Here is a 17,397-nt window from a genome sequence, read left to right as displayed (position 1 = left end):
GATCTGGTGATCCTCGACGCGTCCGACTTCGCGGGCAAGCCGGTGGCCAGGATCAAGCTGCCGACGCGCGTGCCGTACGGCTTCCACGGAAACTGGATAAGTGCCTAATCAAGTGGTGTTATTGCGGCATTCGTCCGCAGTGGACCCGACTGCTCGGTCTAGGAGTTCGCCGGGCGCCTTACGGGTGCGGTCGCTGGTGCTTCTGCGCTTGCTCACGCGCCTTCCGGCGTGCCTTCATCGCTTTGCGTACGTTACGTGGGGCATAAGTAGAGAAGAGCTCCTCCTGCTCGCGCTGGGTCATCCCCCCCAAGCCGCCCAATTCGCTCCCGTAATGGTCTGCCAACGGTCTTGAAATCGCCTGGTCCCAGAGGTCCTCAGGGTCCATCGTGTGTCCTCCCTCGGCCACTACACCGTCGAACTTCCGCCGGTTGCGTAGCCATTCGATCGCTTTCCACGCGAGGAAACAGGACACGAACAGCGCTAGGAAGATCAACGCTCCCCAGAAAAGCGTCGAGATTTCGAATTCGTGTTCGTGAACGGGATAGTATTTCGCTGCATACGTATCCATTGCCAACCCTCCGCAATATGACTGGCATTGTACCCAGTTCAGAGGCTGTTTCGATGAAGCCGCCGACATCGGCGACTATCGTGACCGGGTGACTGTCAAGTGGCTCGACGATCCCGAGGCGCACGACTACGACGCGGCGACCGACTACCTCAGCATGATCGCGGAATCCGACACCGTCGCCAGCACGGTCGATGCGCTCAAGGGTGCGAGCACGACGTTCCGCAAGGCGAAGGACATCCTGCGCGCTGCCCAGCTGGCGTTGTTGACGGAGGCCAATCTGCGCGTCAAGGGCGACCTCGCCAAGATCGCCGCCGGTAAGAAGATTTCGCCGATTCTCTTGGTACGCGGTGACTTCCAGACTGGTGCGCCGTTGCAGATCGCCGACGGCTACCACCGGGTGTGCGCCAGTTATCTGACCGATGAGAACACGCCGATCCCGTGCCGGCTGACGTCGTGGCAGCCGCGATGACGCGCTGAGATGTCGGGATTCGGATTCGACACGCTGGCACTGTTGGCCGTCATCGGCATGGCAGGGCCGCTTCTGGCTGCGGTGCCCCGGATCGGCATCCCGGTGGTCATCGGTGAACTCGTCGCCGGGATCGTGGTCGGCAGAACCGGATTCGGAATCGTCGACGCGTCCGATCCGACGTTCACACTGCTGGCCAACGTCGGCTTCGCATTGGTGATGTTCGTCGTCGGAACGCACGTTCCGGTGCGCGACTCCACGTTGCGCGGCGCGTTGCCGAAGGCGCTGCTGCGGGCCGTGCTCGTCGGCGCCGTGGCGGCCATCCTCGGCGTCGCACTGGCCGCCGTGTTCGACACGGGTCATGCGGCGCTCTACGCCGTCCTGATGGCGTCGTCGTCGGCCGCGCTGGCACTACCGGTGATCGACTCGCTCGGTCTCGGTGGCCCGCAGGTCCTGTCGGTCACCGCGCAGATCGCCATCGCCGACGCCGCGTCGATCGTGTTGCTGCCGTTGGTGATCGACCCCGGCCGGGCACCGCGCGCAGCTCTTGGCGCATTGGCCATCGTCGGCGGCGCTGCGGTGTTGTACGTGGCGCTTCGATACTTCGATCGGCGCGGCCAGCGCAAGCGTCTGCACCACTACTCCGAAGATCGCAGGGAGGCGCTGGAGCTGCGGATCAGCCTGATCATCCTGTTCGGGCTCGCGGCGCTCGCCGTCGCCACCCACGTGTCGATCATGCTGGCGGGATTCGCTCTCGGCCTGGTGCTCTCGGCGATCGGCGAACCCCGCCGGCTCGCCAGGCAACTGCTCGGCATCACCGAGGGCTTCTTCGGGCCGCTGTTCTTCGTGTGGCTCGGCGCCTCACTGCAGGTACGCGAGCTCGCCGACCATCCCGAGTTCGTCGCCCTCGGCATCGGCCTCGGTATCGGTGCGATACTGGCCCATTGCGCGGGCAGACTGCTCGGTCAACCGCTGGCCCTTGGCGCACTGGCGGCGGCACAGCTCGGCGTACCCGTCGCGGCGGCCACGCTCGGCATCGAGCAGAACCTGCTCGCGCCCGGTGAGCCGTCGGCGCTGATCCTCGGCGCGCTGGTCACCGTCGCTGGCACCTCGATCGCGGGCACGCTGGCGAAGCGCGGCAGGCAGCCGGACTCGCCCGACGCCGAACGTGCTTGACCTACTGCGGATCCCGGACGGGCGCAGCGGCGTGAACGGCAGCCCGTATCGAACTCGCCACGGCGTGATCGGCGATGAACAACAACTCGTCACCGGCTTCCAGGACGTCCGCGGGCTGGGGAACGAAGACGGTGCTGCCCCGAACCACCGTGACCAACACGGTGTTCGCCGGTAGGCCCAACTGATCCACCCGACGTCCGACGAGTGGGTTGTCCTCGGGCAGTGTCAGTTTCGCCACGTCGGCGTGTCCCTCTCGAAGTCCCATCAGTCGCACGACGTGGCCGACGTCGATGGCACCCTCGACCCCTGCGACGATGGCACCCGGCGCCGAGACGGCCACGTCGATGCCCCATGCCTGGGTGAACAGCCACTCGTTTCGGACGTCGTTGATTCTCGCGACCACCCTGGGCACTCCGAATTCGGACTTGGCGAGCAGGCCCGTGACGAGGTTGGCCTTGTCGTCCCCGGTGGCCGCGATCAGGACGTCGCAGGTCTGCACTCCGGCTTCCTCCATCGACGACAGCTCGCAGGCGTCGGCGATCAACCAATCGGCATCGGGAACCGTGTGCGGCTCGTAGTGATCCCGTTCGCGCTCGATCAACAAGACCTTGTGGCCGTTGTCGAGCAGTTCGCGCGCGACGGAGCGGCCGACCTTCCCTGCGCCGGCGATCCCGATCCGCACCTTCCGTGCCCCCACCGAGCCATCTTGACCCATCGAGGCCGCTCGGCGCGGCCGTCGCACTGTTTTACTGGCAGGAAGCGGAGGCCAACGGCCGCCGTGATCGGGTAGGAACGGAAACGACATGAGCTTGCAGGAGCTGTACCTGGCATTGCTTGTCGGCGGCTTCGTGTTGCTCGCCAGCATTGTCGGCACCCGGGTGGCGACCCGGGTGGGGTTTCCGAGCCTGCTCCTGTACCTGCTGGTCGGTGTCGCCATCGGCGAAGACGGGCTCGGCCTCCAGTTCGACGACGTCGAACTGGCCCGCAACGTCGGCACGGCCGCGCTGGCTGTGATCCTCGTCGAGGGCGGCTTGACGACCCGATTCGGCGATGTTCGCAGAGTGCTGGCACCCGCAGGCGTGCTTGCCACCCTTGGCGTCTTCGTCAGCACGGCGATCACCGCCGCGGGCGCGCATCTGCTGCTCGACATGGACTGGCAACTGGCGCTGCTCCTCGGAGCCATCGTGTCCTCCACCGACGCGGCCGCGGTGTTCTCGGTCCTGCGCGTGCTGCCGTTGCCACGCCGGGTTGCCGGCCTGCTCGAGGCCGAGTCCGGGTTCAACGACGCTCCCGCCGTCATTCTCGCGCTCACGTTCAGCGCGCTGCCGTTCGTGCTCGACGCGGAGAGTGCCGTTGCGGATTTGGTGTACGAGTTGGTCGCCGGCTCCGCGATCGGCATGGCCTGCGGATTTCTCGGCGCGATGGCCCTGCGCCGGATCGCCCTGCCCGCTTCCGGTCTCTACCCGATCGCGACATTCGGGTTGGGCATGGTGGCGTTCGCCGCGGCGGGTGCCGCCCACGCCAGTGGGTTCATCGCCGCCTACCTGGCGGCAGTGGTGCTCGCGAACTCCGGGCTGCCCCACCGGTCGGCCACCCGGTCCTTCGCCGAGGGGCTCGCCTGGCTGGCGCAGATCGGCCTGTTCGTCCTGCTCGGACTGCTGGTGGACCCAAGCGAGTTGGCCGGTGAGGTGATGCCGGCGATCGTCATCGGGCTGGTCCTGCTGTTGGTCGCGCGGCCGCTGTCGGTGGTGGCCTCGCTGGCCGGGTTCAGGGTGCCGTGGCGCGAGCAGGTCTTTCTCTCGTGGGCTGGTCTGCGTGGTGCGGTGCCCATCGTGTTGGCGACCTTCCCCATCGTCGCGGGCGTGCCCGACAGCTATCGGCTGCTCAACATCGTGTTCCTCCTGGTGGTGGTCTTCACCCTGGTGCAGGGTCCGAGTCTTCGCCCGATCGCGCACGGATTGGGGTTGATACCGCGCGACTCACCCCGCGAGATTCAGGTCGAGTCCGCGCCTCTCGACGTGCTCGAAGCCGAACTGTTGACGATGACGGTGCAGCCGTCGTCTCGGCTGCACAACGTCACGGTCCTCGAGCTTCGCCTGCCCGACCCGAGCGTGATCACGCTGGTCATTCGCGACGGCCACACCTTCGTCCCGCTGCCCGATACCAGGATCGAGGTTGGCGACGAACTGCTGATCGTCACGACGACGAAGACGCGGGCGGCCGCCGAACAGCGACTGCGTGCGGTCAGCCGGCGCGGCAAGCTGGCGTACTGGTTCGACGAGTACGGCGAACCCGACTGACGTTCGCCGACGGCAGCGCTAGTCCAACCCGTTGGCCAGGACGATGGAGTCACCGGATCTGCAGCGGCCCTGGTCGGACACCAAGTAGAGCACGGCGTTCGCCACGTCTTCCGGTTCCAGTAATCCGGGCCGTGGGCGTCCCCGCTGGAACATCTCTTCGACGTCCGCGCGGCCCGGATTCTCCAGATCGGGCCGGATCATTCGGTATGTCCCTGGGTTGTGGATCATCGTCGTGTTCACCCCGGCGGGCAGCACGGCGTTGACCGTGATCCCGTGTTCGGCGACCTCGTAGGCCACCGACTTCACCAGCGCGACCACGCCGGCCTTGGCTGCCGCGTAGTGGCCGGAGTTGGTTGCCCCGGTGCTTGCGACGATCGACGAGGTCGCCACTAGTCGTCCCGCTCCACGCTCGATCATGTGCGGCAGGACGGCCCGGAACGTGTTGAACACGCCGGTGAGATTGACGTCGATCATGGTGCGCCAGCGCTGTTCGGACATCGTCGCGATCGGTGCGCTGCTTGCGATCCCGGCGTTGGCGATCGCCACGTCGATCCCGCCGAATACGTCGATCGCCTGCGCAACCACGTCCTGCATCGCCTCCAGGTCCCTCACGTCGGCCGTGATCGCGAGACAACGCCTGCCAAGGGACTGCACCGTCCGAACCGTCTGCTCGACGTCGGCAGGCGTGGCCAGCGGGTAGTCCACCTCCTCAACCGGAGCGGCGACGTCGCACAACACGATGTCGGCGCCTTCACGGGCCAGCGTCGTAGCGTGTGCCCGGCCCTGTCCTCGGGCACCTCCGGTGATCAGCGCGGTCTTGCCGTCGAGTGCAGCCATGTGGTTGAGACCTCGACACTTGGCAAGACTCATCGGAGGGCACGACGAGCACTGCGCGCTAGGCCGTCGCGGCGGCGTCCGCGCGGTACGTGTTCGGACTGACGCCGTAGGCCCGCTTGAACGCACTCGACAGCGCGAACGGCGTGCCGTAACCCACCTGCCGCGCGATGGCGGCAATCGTGGTCCGGCTCGATCGCAGCATGTCGGCGGCCACGGCCAGGCGCCAGCTGGTCAGGAACGCGATCGGTGGCTCGCCCACCTGGTCGGTGAAGCGGCGCGCGAACACGGCGCGGGAATTACCAACTGCGGCAGCGAGATTGGCCACCGTCCAGGGATGGCTCGGATTGTTGTAGATGAGCTTGAGTGCACGTCCTACCACCGGATCTCGCTCGGCCTGCCACCACGTCGGCGCGTTCTCTCCGCGATCGAACCAGGCGCGCAGCACCGCGATCAGCAGGACGTCGAGCAGCCTGTCCAGGTAGGCCTCCTGGCCGGGCCCGTCCAGTCCGGCCTCTTCGGCCAGCATGTCCACCAGCGGGCTGTTCCAGTCGTCGGCGCGCAGCACCACCACCGCAGGCAGCGAGGACAGGAGCCGTTCGCTGACCTCGCTGCGGCCCTCGTAGGCGCAGATCACCGACGTCGTCGTACCGGACGCACTGTTGCCCCACGTCCGAACTCCCAGCGACATCTCGAATCTGAGGTCCTCACCCGTCAGCGTCGTGCAGCGCTGGCCAGGATGGATCACGACCATCGGCGTCGTGGCGGGATCGTCGGCGAACAGATAGCAATCGGTGCCACGGGTCAGTGCGACGTCACCCGGCCTCAATCGGGTGATGCCACTGGACTCTCCGACGATCACGGCGCTGCCGCCGGTCTGGCAGATGAGGGTCAACGGCGCCTCGTCGCGGATGCTCATCGACCACGGCGGATCCATCTTCATCCTGAGCACGAAGGCGCCGCGGGCCCGAACCCCGTCGAGCAACCCGACCACCGCGTCCACGCGCGGAATGCTAGACGATCAGACATGCTGTCGAGACGGAAAGGGATGGATCGTCTCGGTTTGCGGCGGTTTACTACCAGTCATGGACATCAGCCCCGTCGTCATCCTGACCACCATCGCCGCCATCGGCAGCGCCGCCGTCGGTGGTCTCTTCTACACGTTCTCGACCTTCGTGATGAAGGGTCTGGATCGCACCGAACCCGTCGAGGCGATCACCGCGATGCGCGGCATCAACGCCGAGGCCCAGGCGAACGCGCCGTTCCTGGTGATGTTCATGGGCTCGGCGCTGCTCGCTCTTGCAGTCGGCGCCGTCGCGGTGACCCGGATCGGTCAGCCGGCCAGCTGGTACCTGTTGGCCGGTGCGGTCTTCGGCCTCGGCGCCGTCGTCATCACGATGGTGTTCAACGTCCCGCTGAACAATCATCTCGGCGGCGTCGATCCCGCCGCTGTGTCGGTCGGCGACGCCGCACGGGAGTGGCAGGCCTACCTGTCGACGTGGACGGCGTGGAACCACGTCCGGACCGCGACCGGGTTCGTCGGGGCCGCGCTGATGTTGATCGGCCTTGTGTACCGCTGACGTTCCGCAACGCGATGGCGACGACCGCGGCGGCGATCAGGGTCAGCAGCCCTGCGATGGTCGCGGTCGGTGCGATGCCCGAGTCGAACGCGGTTCGCGCCGAGTCGAGTAGCCGCTCGGCGACTTCGGCAGGCAGGTTCTTGGCCACCGCCGTGGCACCGCCGATGCTCTCCGCGGCGTCGGCCGCCTCCGTCGGCGGAAGTCCCCGCGGCACTTCGACGTTCGAGCGGTAGAACGCCGTGAAGATGGTGCCGAGCGTCGCGGTTCCGACCACGGCACCGAGTTCGTAGGCGGTCTCCGACACCGCCGACGCCGCCCCGGACTTGGCGGCGGGCACGGACGCGACGATGGTGTCGTTCGTGATGGTCTGCGAGATGCCGACGCCGAGTTCGAGCACGATGAACGACACCACCACCGCGACCACCGTCAGGTCATGGCGGAACAGCAGGATGAGCCCGAAGCCGGCCGATACGAGCACGAGTCCGACCACTGTCAGCGTGTGCGGCGTGAACCACCTCATCAAACGCACCACCCCGATGCCCGCGACCATCGACAACACGGCACCTGGCAGCGTCACCAGGCCGGCGGCCAATGGGCTGAGTCCGAGCACCAGCTGCAGGTGTTGCGAGATGAAGAAGATGAACCCGATGAGTCCCACGATGGAAAGGAAGTTCGCCAGAATCGACGACCAGAACGGGGCGTAGCCGAACAGCTTGATGTCGAGCATCGGTGTGGCGCTGCGGTTCTGGCGTCGGACGAACAGAACACCAGAGCCGACGCTGACCACCAGCGCAACTGCGATGACCCACGAAAGTCCGTCGTGGGCTGCCGTCTTGATGGCCCAGACGAGCGGCAGCATCGCCGTCAATGACAGCAGCACACTGAATGGGTCGAGCGGACCTGGGCTCGGGTCGCGCGACTCCGGCACCAGCCGCGGTGCCAGCACCAGCAGTGGCAGCAAGATGGGGACGGCAACAAGAAATACTGCGCCCCAATGGAAGTGCTCGAGCAGCACGCCGCCGACGATCGGGCCGAGGGCCGAGCCCGCGGTGAAACACGATGCCCAGATCGCGATCGCGAGCCTGCGCGACGACGCGTTGGGGAAGATGTTGCGGATCAGCGACATCGTCGACGGCATCAACATGGCGCCGAAGATGCCCAAGACGGCCCGGGCGGCCACCAGGTAACCGGCGCTCGGGGCGAACGCCGCCGCGGCGGAGACCACCGCGAAGCCGGTCGCGCCGATCATCAGCATCCTGCGCCTGCCGATGCGGTCGCCCAGGCTGCCCATCATCACCAGCAGCGTGGCAAGCACCAACGAGTACACGTCGACGATCCACAGCTGCATCGGCGCCGACGGAGTGAAGTCCTGGGCGATGCTCGGCAACGCGAAGGCAAGGATGGTGTTGTCGACGGCGATCAGCAGCACGGGCAGCAGCAGGACCGCGAGCGCGAACCATGCACGGCGGGGTGTGTTGGCAGACGTCGGGGTGACGTCGAGCCGGGTGGACATGATGTGACTCCTGGTACTGCGTACGTTTTGGAAAGGGGTGAAAGCCGGTTGGCTCAAGGTTGATTCGGGTTGATGGTGCCCTCGGTGAGGCTGGCCATGATGGCGTCGACGATCTGGACGCGCGGGGCGCTGTTGCGTCTTATGGCTTGGTATCCCGCCTCGAGCAACGCCCAGAACACCAACCTCGGCCAGTCGGGTGGTCCGGCGGATCCCCGTGTCGACGCCCGGTTGAGCACGTCGACGATCACCTCGTCGCCGGTGTCGAGCAGGGCCGCCAGCTCGGGGTCGGCGAGGATCGAGGGCTCGTTGAAGACGAACGGGATGATCGGCCCGAGGTCGAGCTGGCACTCCACCACCCGGCGCAACGCCTCTACCGGGGGGCCGCAGTCGGGTTCGGCGTGCTCGATCGCGGCGTTGCTCAGCTGGTGGACGTGACGGGCGAGAGCGTGCAGGAGGTCCGTGCGCTCGGCGAAGTAGCGGTGCAGCGTGCTGCGTCCGACCTCGGCGGCCGTCGCGATGTCGCCAAGGGATGCGGCGGGGTTTTGGGCAAGCACCGACGTGGCGGCGTCGAGGATCGCCTTGCGGGTCCGCGAGCGCGGGCCACCGTCATTCGTCTGCGATACCGACATGTGCCCGAATATAGCATATCCTTACCAAAATGGGACATTGACGTCCCATTTTGTCGAATAGCGATTGGCCGTCGGACACGGGAGCCGTTTTCGCCGTTAGCTCGGCGGCGTGAACCCGCCGGAATCGTTCGAGATGGTAGGTGAGATCGGCTGCTGATACACCGGTCCTGACGGCGCGTTCCATTGCGGAGGCGGCGGGGCGACCGGGATCGGGGGCTGCAGCCGAACCAGCTCCCGGCGGTGCCGTTCGGCCAGCACCGCGGCCAGCACCAACTGCGGGGGTGCGCCCGGTGGCGGGGGAGGGAAGATCTGCGCCACCACCTCGGAGCAGATCCGGTAAGCCATCTGGTCACGGACACCGGGGTCCAACTGCGTTGCCCTGGACAGGAATTGGCGGGCCCGCTCGGCCGTCTCGGGTGCCAGCCCGGACAGCTGCAGCGACGACGCCCACCACGCCATCGTCGGAGGCATCTGCGGCGGCGGGCTGAGCCGTGCGGCGCGTTCGCTGATCACCATGGTGCCTGCGAACACGTCGCCGACGCGCTTGCCCTTGGGCGACACCATGCTGCAGATCACCGCAGGGGCGCCTGCCAACGTCCAGATCTCGATGAAGCCGGCCAGCGCGCGGAACAACGCCTGGCGGAAGCGTTCCGGCCCACCGTCGTCGGAGACCACGCGCAGGCCCAGCGCCATCTTGCCAAGGGAACGGCCACGCGTCGCGGTCTCGAAGATGAGCGGGTACCCGACGATCGCCAGCACGGTGAAGATGATCAGCACGGCGGCCGACAGCGCCGAGTCGAGATCCGACAAGGTGGCGGCCCACAACACGATGCCGATGATGTAGGCGATGAACACGACGGTGAGGTCGATGAACGTCGACAGCGCGCGCACGGGCAACTGCGCGATCTGAACGTCGAGAACCACGGCGTCGCCCGTCACCATCGGTTCCGGCTGGGCCACCATGGAAACCAACGCTACTAGCATTGCAGGAGTGGATGTCGACGCGTTCGTGCTGGCACACCGCCCGACCTGGGACCGGCTCGAGCATCTGGTCAAGCGGCGTCGCAAACTGACCGGGGCAGAGGTCGACGAAATGGTCGACCTGTACCAGCGGGTCTCGACGCACCTGTCGATGGTGCGCACCGCCTCGACGGATTCGGTGCTGGTCGGCCGATTGTCGGGGCTGGTGGCCAGGGCGCGCGCCGCGGTCACCGGCGCACACGCGCCGCTGTGGAGTGAGTTCGTCCGGTTCTGGACGGTGTCCTTCCCCGTGGTGGCCTACCGGTCGTGGCGGTGGTGGCTTGGGACCGCGGTCGCGTTCTTCGTCGTCGCCGCCGTGATCGCCGTATGGGTGGCCGGCAATCCCGAAGTGCAGGCATCGCTCAAGACGCCGAGCGAGATCGACGTATTGGTCAACCACGACTTCGCCTCCTACTACAGCGAAAATCCGCAGGTGTCGTTCCTGCTGCAGGTGTGGTTGAACAATGCGTGGGTTGCCGCCCAGTGGATCGGGTTCGCGATCCTGCTCGGCATACCGATCCCGTACCTGCTGTACCTGAATGCCGAGAACCTCGGTCTGACTGCGGCGTTCATGTTCGACGCAGGGAAGGGCGACATCTTCCTTGGGCTGCTCACCCCCCATGGTCTGCTAGAGCTGACCGCGGTGCTCCTGGCCGGGGCCGCAGGGATGCGGCTTGGCTGGTCGGTGATATCTCCGGGGGACCGGCCGCGGGGCCAGGTGCTCGCCGAGCGGGGCCGTGCCTTCGTTGCCGTCGCGGTCGGACTCGTCGGTGTTCTATTCGTGTCGGGGCTGATCGAGGCGTTCGTCACGCCGTCCTCGTTGCCGACGTTCGCGCGCATCGCGATCGGCGTGGCGGCCGAAGTCGCGTTCCTCGGCTACGTCGTGCACTTCGGGCGCAAGGGCGTCCTGGCGGGTGAGACGGGCGACATCGACGACGCGCCCGACGTGGTACCGACGCGGTGACCCCGGCCTACAACTTGCCGCTGGCCTTCATCGCCAGGTAGCGGTCGGCCAGCGCGGGCGCCAGTTCCTCGGGTTCGGCGTCGACGACGTCGACGCCGTGCCGCCGCAGCCGCGTCGCGATCGACACCCGGTCGTTGCGGGCCCGTTCGGCCGCCGCGGCGTCGTACACCTGCGCCGCGTCCGACCGCCCGGCCGCCAACCGGTCCACCCGCGGGTCGGCGACCGCCGCGATCAGCACGTGGTGCCTGGTCGACAGTTGTGGCAGGACCGCCATCAATCCTTCGTCGAGCGCGGATGCGTTCAAATCGGTCAGCAGCACCACCAGCGCGCGCCGCCGGATGCGCCGTCGGACCGTGGCGACCATGGCGGCCGCGTCGGACTCGATCAGGGCGGGCTGAAGCGGTGCCATCGCGGTGACGAGTTGAGCCAGCAGCTCGGTGCGCGACGCGTTGTACACAGCCGCCCGCGGCACTCGGTCATGGGCCACGAAGTCGACGTGATCGCCCGCACGGGAAGCCAACGCCGCCAACAGAAGTGCGGCATCCATGGACCAGTCCAGCCGGGGCCAGCCGCTCGGGTCGCCGGCAGTGGGGTCGACGCCGACCCGCCCGGCCGACGTCCGCCCGGTGTCGAGGACGATGACGACGCGGCGGTCGCGTTCCGGGCGCCACGTCCGCACTACGACGTCCGAGCGGCGCGCGGTGGCGCGCCAGTCGATCGACCGTACGTCGTCGCCGATCACGTACTCGCGCAGCGAGTCGAACTCGGTGCCCTGGCCGCGGATCAGCACCGGGATCATGCCGTCGAGTTCCCGCAGCTTGGCCAACCGCGACGGAAGGTGCTTGCGGGAAAGGAACGGTGGCAGGATCCGGACCTGCCAGGGCACTCGGTGCGAGCTCTGCCTTCCCGCCAGGCCTAGTGGACCCACCGAGCGCGCGGTGACCAGTGCCGACTGTTGGTCGCCGCGGCGCATCGGCCGCAGTAGGGTTTCGACCTGGAAGCGTTGTCCCGCAGCGATTTCCACCGGGTGGATGCGCGGTTCCGCACGGGCCGACGGCGGCCAGGCGTCGCGAATCCGGCCGCGGAACCGACGGGATCCGGGATTCTCCACGATCAGCGCGGTGGAAACGGTCTCGCCCAACCGCGCTGCGGTGTCACCCGCGCGGCTGAAGGTCAGCTTGCGCGTGCTGGCGGCCAGCGCGACGTCGACCGCGACCGCCGCGATCAACACGACCAGCAGGACGATGAAGGCCGTTGCGGGCCAGGGTGATAGGCCGATCGGCAGCACGCAGATCAGGGCGATCAGGCCGGTGCGGCCGGTCAGCGTCACTAGCGCGGTACCGGAACGGAGGCCAGGATGCCGTCCAGCACACCGTCGGGCGTGGCCCCCTCGAGCTCGGCCTCTGGTCGCAGGGCGATCCGATGCCGCAAGGTGGGTCGGGCCATGGCCTTGACGTCGTCCGGGGTCACGTAATTGCGTCCCGACAGCCAGGCCCAGGATCTGGCGGTGGCGAGCAGCGCCGTCGAACCGCGCGGTGACACCCCCAATTGCAGCGACGGCGAGTGCCGGGTGGCGCCGACCACGTCGACGATGTAGCCGAGCACCTCGTCGGCGACCAGAACGCGACGCACCCCCGCGCGGCCCGCGGCGAGTTCAGCGGGGCCGGCCACCGGTTGCACGGCCGACAGGTCACGCGGATCGAAACCGTGTGCGTGCCTCGACAGGATCGCCATCTCCTGGTCCCGCGGCGGCAGTGGCACGTTGAGCTTCAACAGGAATCGATCCAGCTGAGCCTCCGGCAGTTGGTACGTGCCCTCGTACTCGATTGGGTTCTGGGTGGCGGCAACGATGAACGGGTCGGGCAGCGGCCTTGGCTCACCGTCGACGCTGACCTGTCGTTCCTCCATCGCCTCCAGCAGCGCGGCTTGGGTCTTGGGGGGTGTCCGGTTGATCTCGTCGGCGAGAAGCAGATTGGTGAACACCGGACCGGAACGGAACTCGAACTCGGCGGTGCGGGCGTCGTAGACCAGCGAGCCCGTGATGTCGCCCGGCATCAGGTCCGGGGTGAACTGCACGCGCTTGAACTCCAGTTGCAGCGCTGCCGCGAGGGTGCGGACCAGTAGCGTCTTCGCGACGCCGGGCACACCTTCGAGCAGGACGTGGCCCCGGCACAACAGTGCGATCACCAGGCCGCTGACCACGGCGTCCTGGCCGACGACGGCCTTGGCGATCTCGGTCCGCAAGGTGCGCAACGCGTTCCGCGCAGCATCCTCGTCGGCGGTGGTGTCGGCGGGGGGATTCGGATTCACGACAGTGCGACCTGCCTTTCGGTGTCGTCCAGTTGGTGGGCAAGGTTGACCAGATCCGCATCGGTGTCTGGGGGAGGACCGAACAGTAAGTGCCCCAGCGCGTTCGGGTCGGTGCCGATCCGCTGGGCGACGGCCTGGGCCACTTCGGTCGGCTCCGCGTTGGGGCCGAGGCCAAGGCGTGGCAGCATGCGGTTTAGGGCGGCGGCGCGCAGCGCCTCGGCGGCGCGGTCGCGTGCGCGCCGCGATCGGTACAAGCGACCGCGGCCCTCCACGGTTTCGGACGCGCGGATCACCACGGGCAGGTCTTCGGCGACCAGTGGGCCGATCCGACGGCTGCGCCACAGGGCGAACAGGAATACCGAGAGGCACAGCTGGCCCACCATCCAACCCACCCGATCGGGGATCAGATCGGTGAACGTTGCGCCGCCGTCGGATTCGCCCTCGAACTGTTGAGGCGCGTACCAGATGAGCCGAGGCCGGGTGCCCGCCAGGTTCATGGCGAGTGCGGCGTTGCCCTCCTTGAGCAGGCCCGAGTTCGTCATGAAGTCAGCGCTTCCGACGACGGTCACGGTGTGCCCGCCGTCGGAGTAACGGACCACCGCGCCGTCGTAGCACCGGGTGAGCGCGGTGTCGCCTGCCGCCTCGTAGGTGTTGCTGGTGCCGAGCTGAACTTCGCCGGCGCGGTTCGCCTCCGGCATGGCGCAATCCGGGTCGCCGCCGAGGCTGGACGTGGCGGCGACGTGAATCCCTGGTGCCAGTGCCTCCCGCGTGCGCGACACGGGTTCGGCCAGCAGTCGGTCACCGGGCACCGCGGCCAGCCGCCGCAGTCCCTCGTCGTCGCCCAGGTATTGGGTTTCGGCCAGGACCAGCAGTGCATCGGGGCGCGCGGCGCGCTCGACGTCGGCGATCGACGCGGCCTCGATGACGTCGACACCCTGGTCGCGCAGCAGGGAGACCAGTGCGCGGGCGCCATCGGCGGAGGTGGACCCTGGCTCCATCCTGCCGCCGGGCCGAGGCGCGGTGAGGTAGGTGGTCAACGCCGAAACACCCGCAATGAGAACCAGTCCCAGCACGACCCACTTGACGACGCGCCAGCGTTGCACCACCGTCGGGCCGACGGCCGAGGAGACGTCGGTCATCGGACGTCGGCCCAGTCGTCGGAGGACCCGGGTGCCGCGGCGACGCCGGCCCCGGCCGTGGTGCGGAAGCGGAGGTGGTCGTCGAGGTCCGCGATCAAGCGGTAGCCCGACTCGGTGCCGGGTCGCTCGCCGTAGGTGACGTCGTTGAAAGCCTCGGCGGCGCGCCGCAATTCGCCGGTCAAACCGGGGATCACCGCCCCCGCGTCACGCGTGAGTTCGGTGGCCGTGCGGCCGGGTACCGGATTCAGCACGCCCGTCTCCTCCAGATGACGGGCGACGGCACGCAGGCGGTGACGAATGGCCGCGGACCAGTTGCCTTGCGCTGCCAGCTGTTCGGCGGTGGCCCTATGTTCGGCCGAGGTGAGTTCGTGCGTGCCGAACAGAGCGGAGTCGCGACCACGGTTGGTGCGCATGGTCCGCATGGCGACCCGGACCGCGACCACTGCCGCGACGGCCACCAACAGCAGCAGCACCGTCAGCGTGAACCAGCCGCCGGGTATCGACGACCCCTCCATCGCCAGCTTGAACAGCAGGTCATCGAGCCAACCGATGAGGCGTTCGGTCAGCGATGCCCTCGGGTAGATCGGCTTCGACAGCTCGCGTTGGGCGGCATCGTGCGCGGCGTCCCGATCGATTTCGACTGACACGTCAGGGATGCGGCGTCAGCCACAGGTGGTCGGTGGAGTCGGCCGGTGTGCCCGGCGGGGTCGCGGCGCCAGACTGCAGGACGAGGTCGAAGGCTTCGGCGCGGATGCGCCGATCGGTGTAGAGAAGCACGATGATGCCCGCGTTGAAGGGCGCGGTGATGATCTGTCCGATCGCTCCGCCGATGGAGATCAGGATCAGTCCGACGACCGCACCCGTGGCCGAACCCGCTGCCATCAGCAACAACTGACCACCGATGCTGAACGGCACCGAGACCGCGCCTGCGATCAGGGCCGCCACCAGCTGACCGAGCGCCAGGATGCCGAACACGCGCCAGAAGTCGTTCTTGATCAATGCGAAGGACCGCTTCATCGCGGATATGACGTCAAGACGTTCGAGCACGATCAGGGCCGGCGCGAAGCTGAGCATGATGCCGAGGTAGATCAGGGCCAGGATCAGCGCCACGACCAACGGGGCGCCGATGAGGAACGCCACCGCGCCCTTGGCGACGGACACGACCGCGAAGATCACGCCAACCACGATCGCGATGAGAATCGCCGCGCCGAGAACCTCGATGGTAGTGAACCCGATCAGCGCCAGCAGGCGTCCGCGGACCCGCTGCCACGCTTCGCCGATGGTGATGCTCGCCCCGAACACCGCCCGGCCGATGACGACGGTGAGCAGCCCGCTCAGCACGATCGCAGACAAGCCCGTCGCCGCGGCGCCGGTGAGGCTGGACAGCGACGATCCGACCAGGGCGGTGGTCGAGAGTTGCTCGCCTCCCTCGCCGAGTGCGCTCAGGCTCCCGGTGGCGGCGAGCGGCCCGATCTGCAGCACCAGCGCGACGAGTTGGGTCACCACGACGACGACCGTGGTCAGGCCGAGCGTGGCCTTCGGGTTCATCCGCACGTACGCGACGGCGCCGTTGAAGATGTCGGACAGGCTGAGGGGGCGCAACGGGATGACGCCCGGCTTGAGTGGGGGCGGTGCGCCCTGCGGGTACCAGGGTGGCGGGTAACCCGGTGGCGGGTAGCCGGGCGGTGCATAGCCGGGAGGCGGATAACCGGGCGGGGGATAGCCAGGCGGTGCGTAGCCGGGCGGTGCGTAACCCTGGTAGGTGGGTGGCGGATAGTTGCCCGCGGGCGGATAGCCCGCGTAACCCGGTGGTGGATAACCGGGCGGCGGTGGGCCGACCGGAACGAACCCACCGGCGTCGTTGCTCATGTCCACCATCCTGTCGACAGCTGGGAAGATTGACAACGTGCACGCACCACCACCGCGTGCAGTCCTCGGCGTAGCGTCTCGCTCATGGCGGAACTCAAGGACAGGCTGCGCGCCGACCTCACCACGGCGATGAAGTCCCAGGACAAGCTGCGCACCGCGACGCTGCGCATGCTGATCGCGGCGATTCAGACCGAGGAAGTGTCCGGCAAGGAACCGCGTGAGCTGACCGACGCCGACGTCCTCAAGGTGCTCGCCAGGGAGTCGAAGAAGCGCGGCGAGGCCGCCCAGATCTTCATCACCAACGGCCGCGGCGAGCTCGCCGCCAACGAGCGCGCCGAGGCCAGCGTGATCGACGACTACCTGCCCAGCCAGCTCAACGACGACGAAGTGGCCAACGTCGTCAACACCGCCATCGCCCAGGTCGCCGAGGAGATCGGCCAGCGCCCCAGCGTCAAGCAGATGGGTCAGGTGATGAAGGCGGCCACGGCCATCGCCGAAGGCAAAGCCGACGGGTCGCGGCTCTCGGCCGCGGTGAAGGATCGGCTGTAATTCCAAGGGGGACCGGCAGTCCGGCTGACGAAAATCCGTCGCGCCGAGGGGTTGGCAGCTGCTGGTGTGATTGTGAGCGGAAGTGAGTGATACCGCGCAGAAGTGAGCGGTGTTGGGGTGCGTGGTTGTCGGTGGCGGGTGCCAAGATGTTGGTAGCAGACTTTCGACCCGGCCACCGTGAGTCCATCACGGTGGCCGCGATCGGTAGGCGTGGTCTCGGACTGACGATCAGGCAACGGCCGGCAGGACCCCGCCGCGGACAGTGGACCGTGGCGGGCACTCCACCGACCAGGCCTGACCGCCACCGTCGCCACGATGGCGGGCACGGCAGTTCCGGCCCACCGGCCGCACGCGATGCGCACCGGTTCACCGGAGAACACCCGTCCGCCGCGGCCAAGACCGTTCGGGCCGCAACCGAGCAGAACTCACTCCTGCTCACTCACCAGGAACGGTACCGAGGCCGTCAGGCAGTTACGCCGT

The 17,397-nt window shown here is 67.7% G+C and carries 19 protein-coding genes and 1 pseudogene; 8 read left to right on the top strand and 12 right to left on the bottom strand.

Annotated features, from left to right (window positions below):
• Positions 1–108, top strand: a 108-nt coding sequence (locus QOC69_RS20055; RefSeq protein WP_526442787.1) for a carotenoid oxygenase family protein, incomplete at its 5' end; no start/stop codon positions are given.
• Between the two features lie 70 nt (positions 109–178).
• Here QOC69_RS20055 and QOC69_RS20050 read toward each other — a convergent pair.
• A complete protein-coding gene (locus QOC69_RS20050) occupies positions 179–568 on the bottom strand; it encodes a hypothetical protein (RefSeq protein WP_526442783.1) in 390 nt (129 codons plus the stop codon).
• Positions 569–656: 88 nt separating this feature from the next.
• Here QOC69_RS20050 and QOC69_RS20045 point away from each other — a divergent pair, with 88 nt between their 5' ends.
• Positions 657–1,037, top strand: a complete 381-nt coding sequence (locus QOC69_RS20045; protein WP_526442781.1) for a hypothetical protein — start codon at positions 657–659, stop codon at positions 1,035–1,037.
• A 9-nt stretch (positions 1,038–1,046) separates the two neighbouring features.
• On the top strand, positions 1,047–2,210 hold the full coding sequence (locus QOC69_RS20040; protein WP_526442779.1) for a cation:proton antiporter: 1,164 nt from the start codon (positions 1,047–1,049) through the stop codon (positions 2,208–2,210).
• 1 nt (position 2,211) lies between these two features.
• Here the strand turns inward: QOC69_RS20040 and QOC69_RS20035 are convergent, their stop codons facing one another.
• Positions 2,212–2,892, bottom strand: a complete 681-nt coding sequence (locus tag QOC69_RS20035) for a potassium channel family protein (RefSeq protein ID WP_526442785.1) — start codon at positions 2,890–2,892, stop codon at positions 2,212–2,214.
• A 121-nt stretch (positions 2,893–3,013) separates the two neighbouring features.
• On the opposite strand from QOC69_RS20035, the gene QOC69_RS20030 reads away from it, so the two are divergent.
• Positions 3,014–4,510, top strand: coding sequence for a potassium/proton antiporter (locus tag QOC69_RS20030; protein WP_526442777.1), 1,497 nt, complete (start codon positions 3,014–3,016; stop codon positions 4,508–4,510).
• An 18-nt stretch (positions 4,511–4,528) separates the two neighbouring features.
• On the opposite strand, the gene QOC69_RS20025 is transcribed toward QOC69_RS20030, so the two are convergent.
• Together QOC69_RS20025 and QOC69_RS20020 are read right to left on the bottom strand one after the other, a co-directional pair.
• Positions 4,529–5,347, bottom strand: a complete 819-nt coding sequence (locus QOC69_RS20025; protein ID WP_526442775.1) for a mycofactocin-coupled SDR family oxidoreductase — start codon at positions 5,345–5,347, stop codon at positions 4,529–4,531.
• A gap of 58 nt (positions 5,348–5,405) precedes the next feature.
• Positions 5,406–6,347: a helix-turn-helix transcriptional regulator gene (locus QOC69_RS20020; RefSeq protein ID WP_526442773.1), complete on the bottom strand. Its 942-nt coding sequence runs from the start codon at positions 6,345–6,347 to the stop codon at positions 5,406–5,408.
• Here QOC69_RS20020 and QOC69_RS20015 point away from each other — a divergent pair.
• Positions 6,229–6,837, top strand: a pseudogene (locus QOC69_RS20015) (anthrone oxygenase family protein); the annotation flags it as partial. The gene QOC69_RS20020 and the pseudogene QOC69_RS20015 sit on opposite strands and share 119 nt — an antisense overlap.
• Here the strand turns inward: QOC69_RS20015 and lfrA are convergent.
• The 3 genes from lfrA to QOC69_RS20000 form a co-directional block, all read right to left on the bottom strand.
• Positions 6,749–8,437, bottom strand: coding sequence for an efflux MFS transporter LfrA (gene lfrA / locus QOC69_RS20010; RefSeq protein WP_526442771.1), 1,689 nt, complete (start codon positions 8,435–8,437; stop codon positions 6,749–6,751). The pseudogene QOC69_RS20015 and the gene lfrA overlap by 89 nt on opposite strands.
• Before the next feature lie 53 nt (positions 8,438–8,490).
• Positions 8,491–9,066: a TetR/AcrR family transcriptional regulator gene (locus tag QOC69_RS20005; protein WP_526442769.1), complete on the bottom strand. Its 576-nt coding sequence runs from the start codon at positions 9,064–9,066 to the stop codon at positions 8,491–8,493.
• Positions 9,067–9,162: 96 nt separating this feature from the next.
• A complete protein-coding gene (locus tag QOC69_RS20000; protein WP_526442767.1) occupies positions 9,163–10,029 on the bottom strand; it encodes an RDD family protein in 867 nt (288 codons plus the stop codon).
• A gap of 28 nt (positions 10,030–10,057) precedes the next feature.
• Here QOC69_RS20000 and QOC69_RS19995 point away from each other — a divergent pair, with 28 nt between their 5' ends.
• Positions 10,058–11,050, top strand: a complete 993-nt coding sequence (locus tag QOC69_RS19995; RefSeq protein ID WP_526442765.1) for a stage II sporulation protein M — start codon at positions 10,058–10,060, stop codon at positions 11,048–11,050.
• 7 nt (positions 11,051–11,057) lie between these two features.
• On the opposite strand, the gene QOC69_RS19990 is transcribed toward QOC69_RS19995, so the two are convergent.
• The 5 genes from QOC69_RS19990 to QOC69_RS19970 are packed head-to-tail and all read right to left on the bottom strand — an operon-like array spanning position 11,058 to position 16,368.
• A complete protein-coding gene (locus tag QOC69_RS19990; protein WP_526442763.1) occupies positions 11,058–12,380 on the bottom strand; it encodes a DUF58 domain-containing protein in 1,323 nt (440 codons plus the stop codon).
• A complete protein-coding gene (locus tag QOC69_RS19985; RefSeq protein WP_526442761.1) occupies positions 12,380–13,360 on the bottom strand; it encodes an AAA family ATPase in 981 nt (326 codons plus the stop codon). Before QOC69_RS19985 ends, QOC69_RS19990 begins: the two co-directional genes overlap by 1 nt.
• Positions 13,357–14,499, bottom strand: a complete 1,143-nt coding sequence (locus QOC69_RS19980) for a DUF4350 domain-containing protein (RefSeq protein ID WP_526442759.1) — start codon at positions 14,497–14,499, stop codon at positions 13,357–13,359. Before QOC69_RS19980 ends, QOC69_RS19985 begins: the two co-directional genes overlap by 4 nt.
• A complete protein-coding gene (locus QOC69_RS19975; protein ID WP_526442757.1) occupies positions 14,496–15,146 on the bottom strand; it encodes a DUF4129 domain-containing protein in 651 nt (216 codons plus the stop codon). The genes QOC69_RS19980 and QOC69_RS19975 overlap by 4 nt, the downstream gene beginning before the upstream one ends.
• A gap of 1 nt (position 15,147) precedes the next feature.
• Positions 15,148–16,368, bottom strand: coding sequence for a DUF7847 domain-containing protein (locus tag QOC69_RS19970; RefSeq protein ID WP_526442755.1), 1,221 nt, complete (start codon positions 16,366–16,368; stop codon positions 15,148–15,150).
• Between the two features lie 84 nt (positions 16,369–16,452).
• Between QOC69_RS19970 and QOC69_RS19965 the strand changes: the two genes are divergently transcribed.
• On the top strand, positions 16,453–16,917 hold the full coding sequence (locus tag QOC69_RS19965) for a GatB/YqeY domain-containing protein (RefSeq protein ID WP_526442753.1): 465 nt from the start codon (positions 16,453–16,455) through the stop codon (positions 16,915–16,917).
• Positions 16,918–17,063: 146 nt separating this feature from the next.
• The coding region (locus QOC69_RS19960; RefSeq protein ID WP_526442751.1) for a hypothetical protein at positions 17,064–17,397 on the top strand (334 nt) is incomplete at its 3' end.

The sequence above is a fragment of the Mycobacterium sp. genome, assembly GCF_032162105.1.
GTDB lineage: Bacteria > Actinomycetota > Actinomycetes > Mycobacteriales > Mycobacteriaceae > Mycobacterium.
Note: the sequence above shows the minus strand (reverse complement) of the source record. Positions and strands in the feature narration are given on the sequence as shown.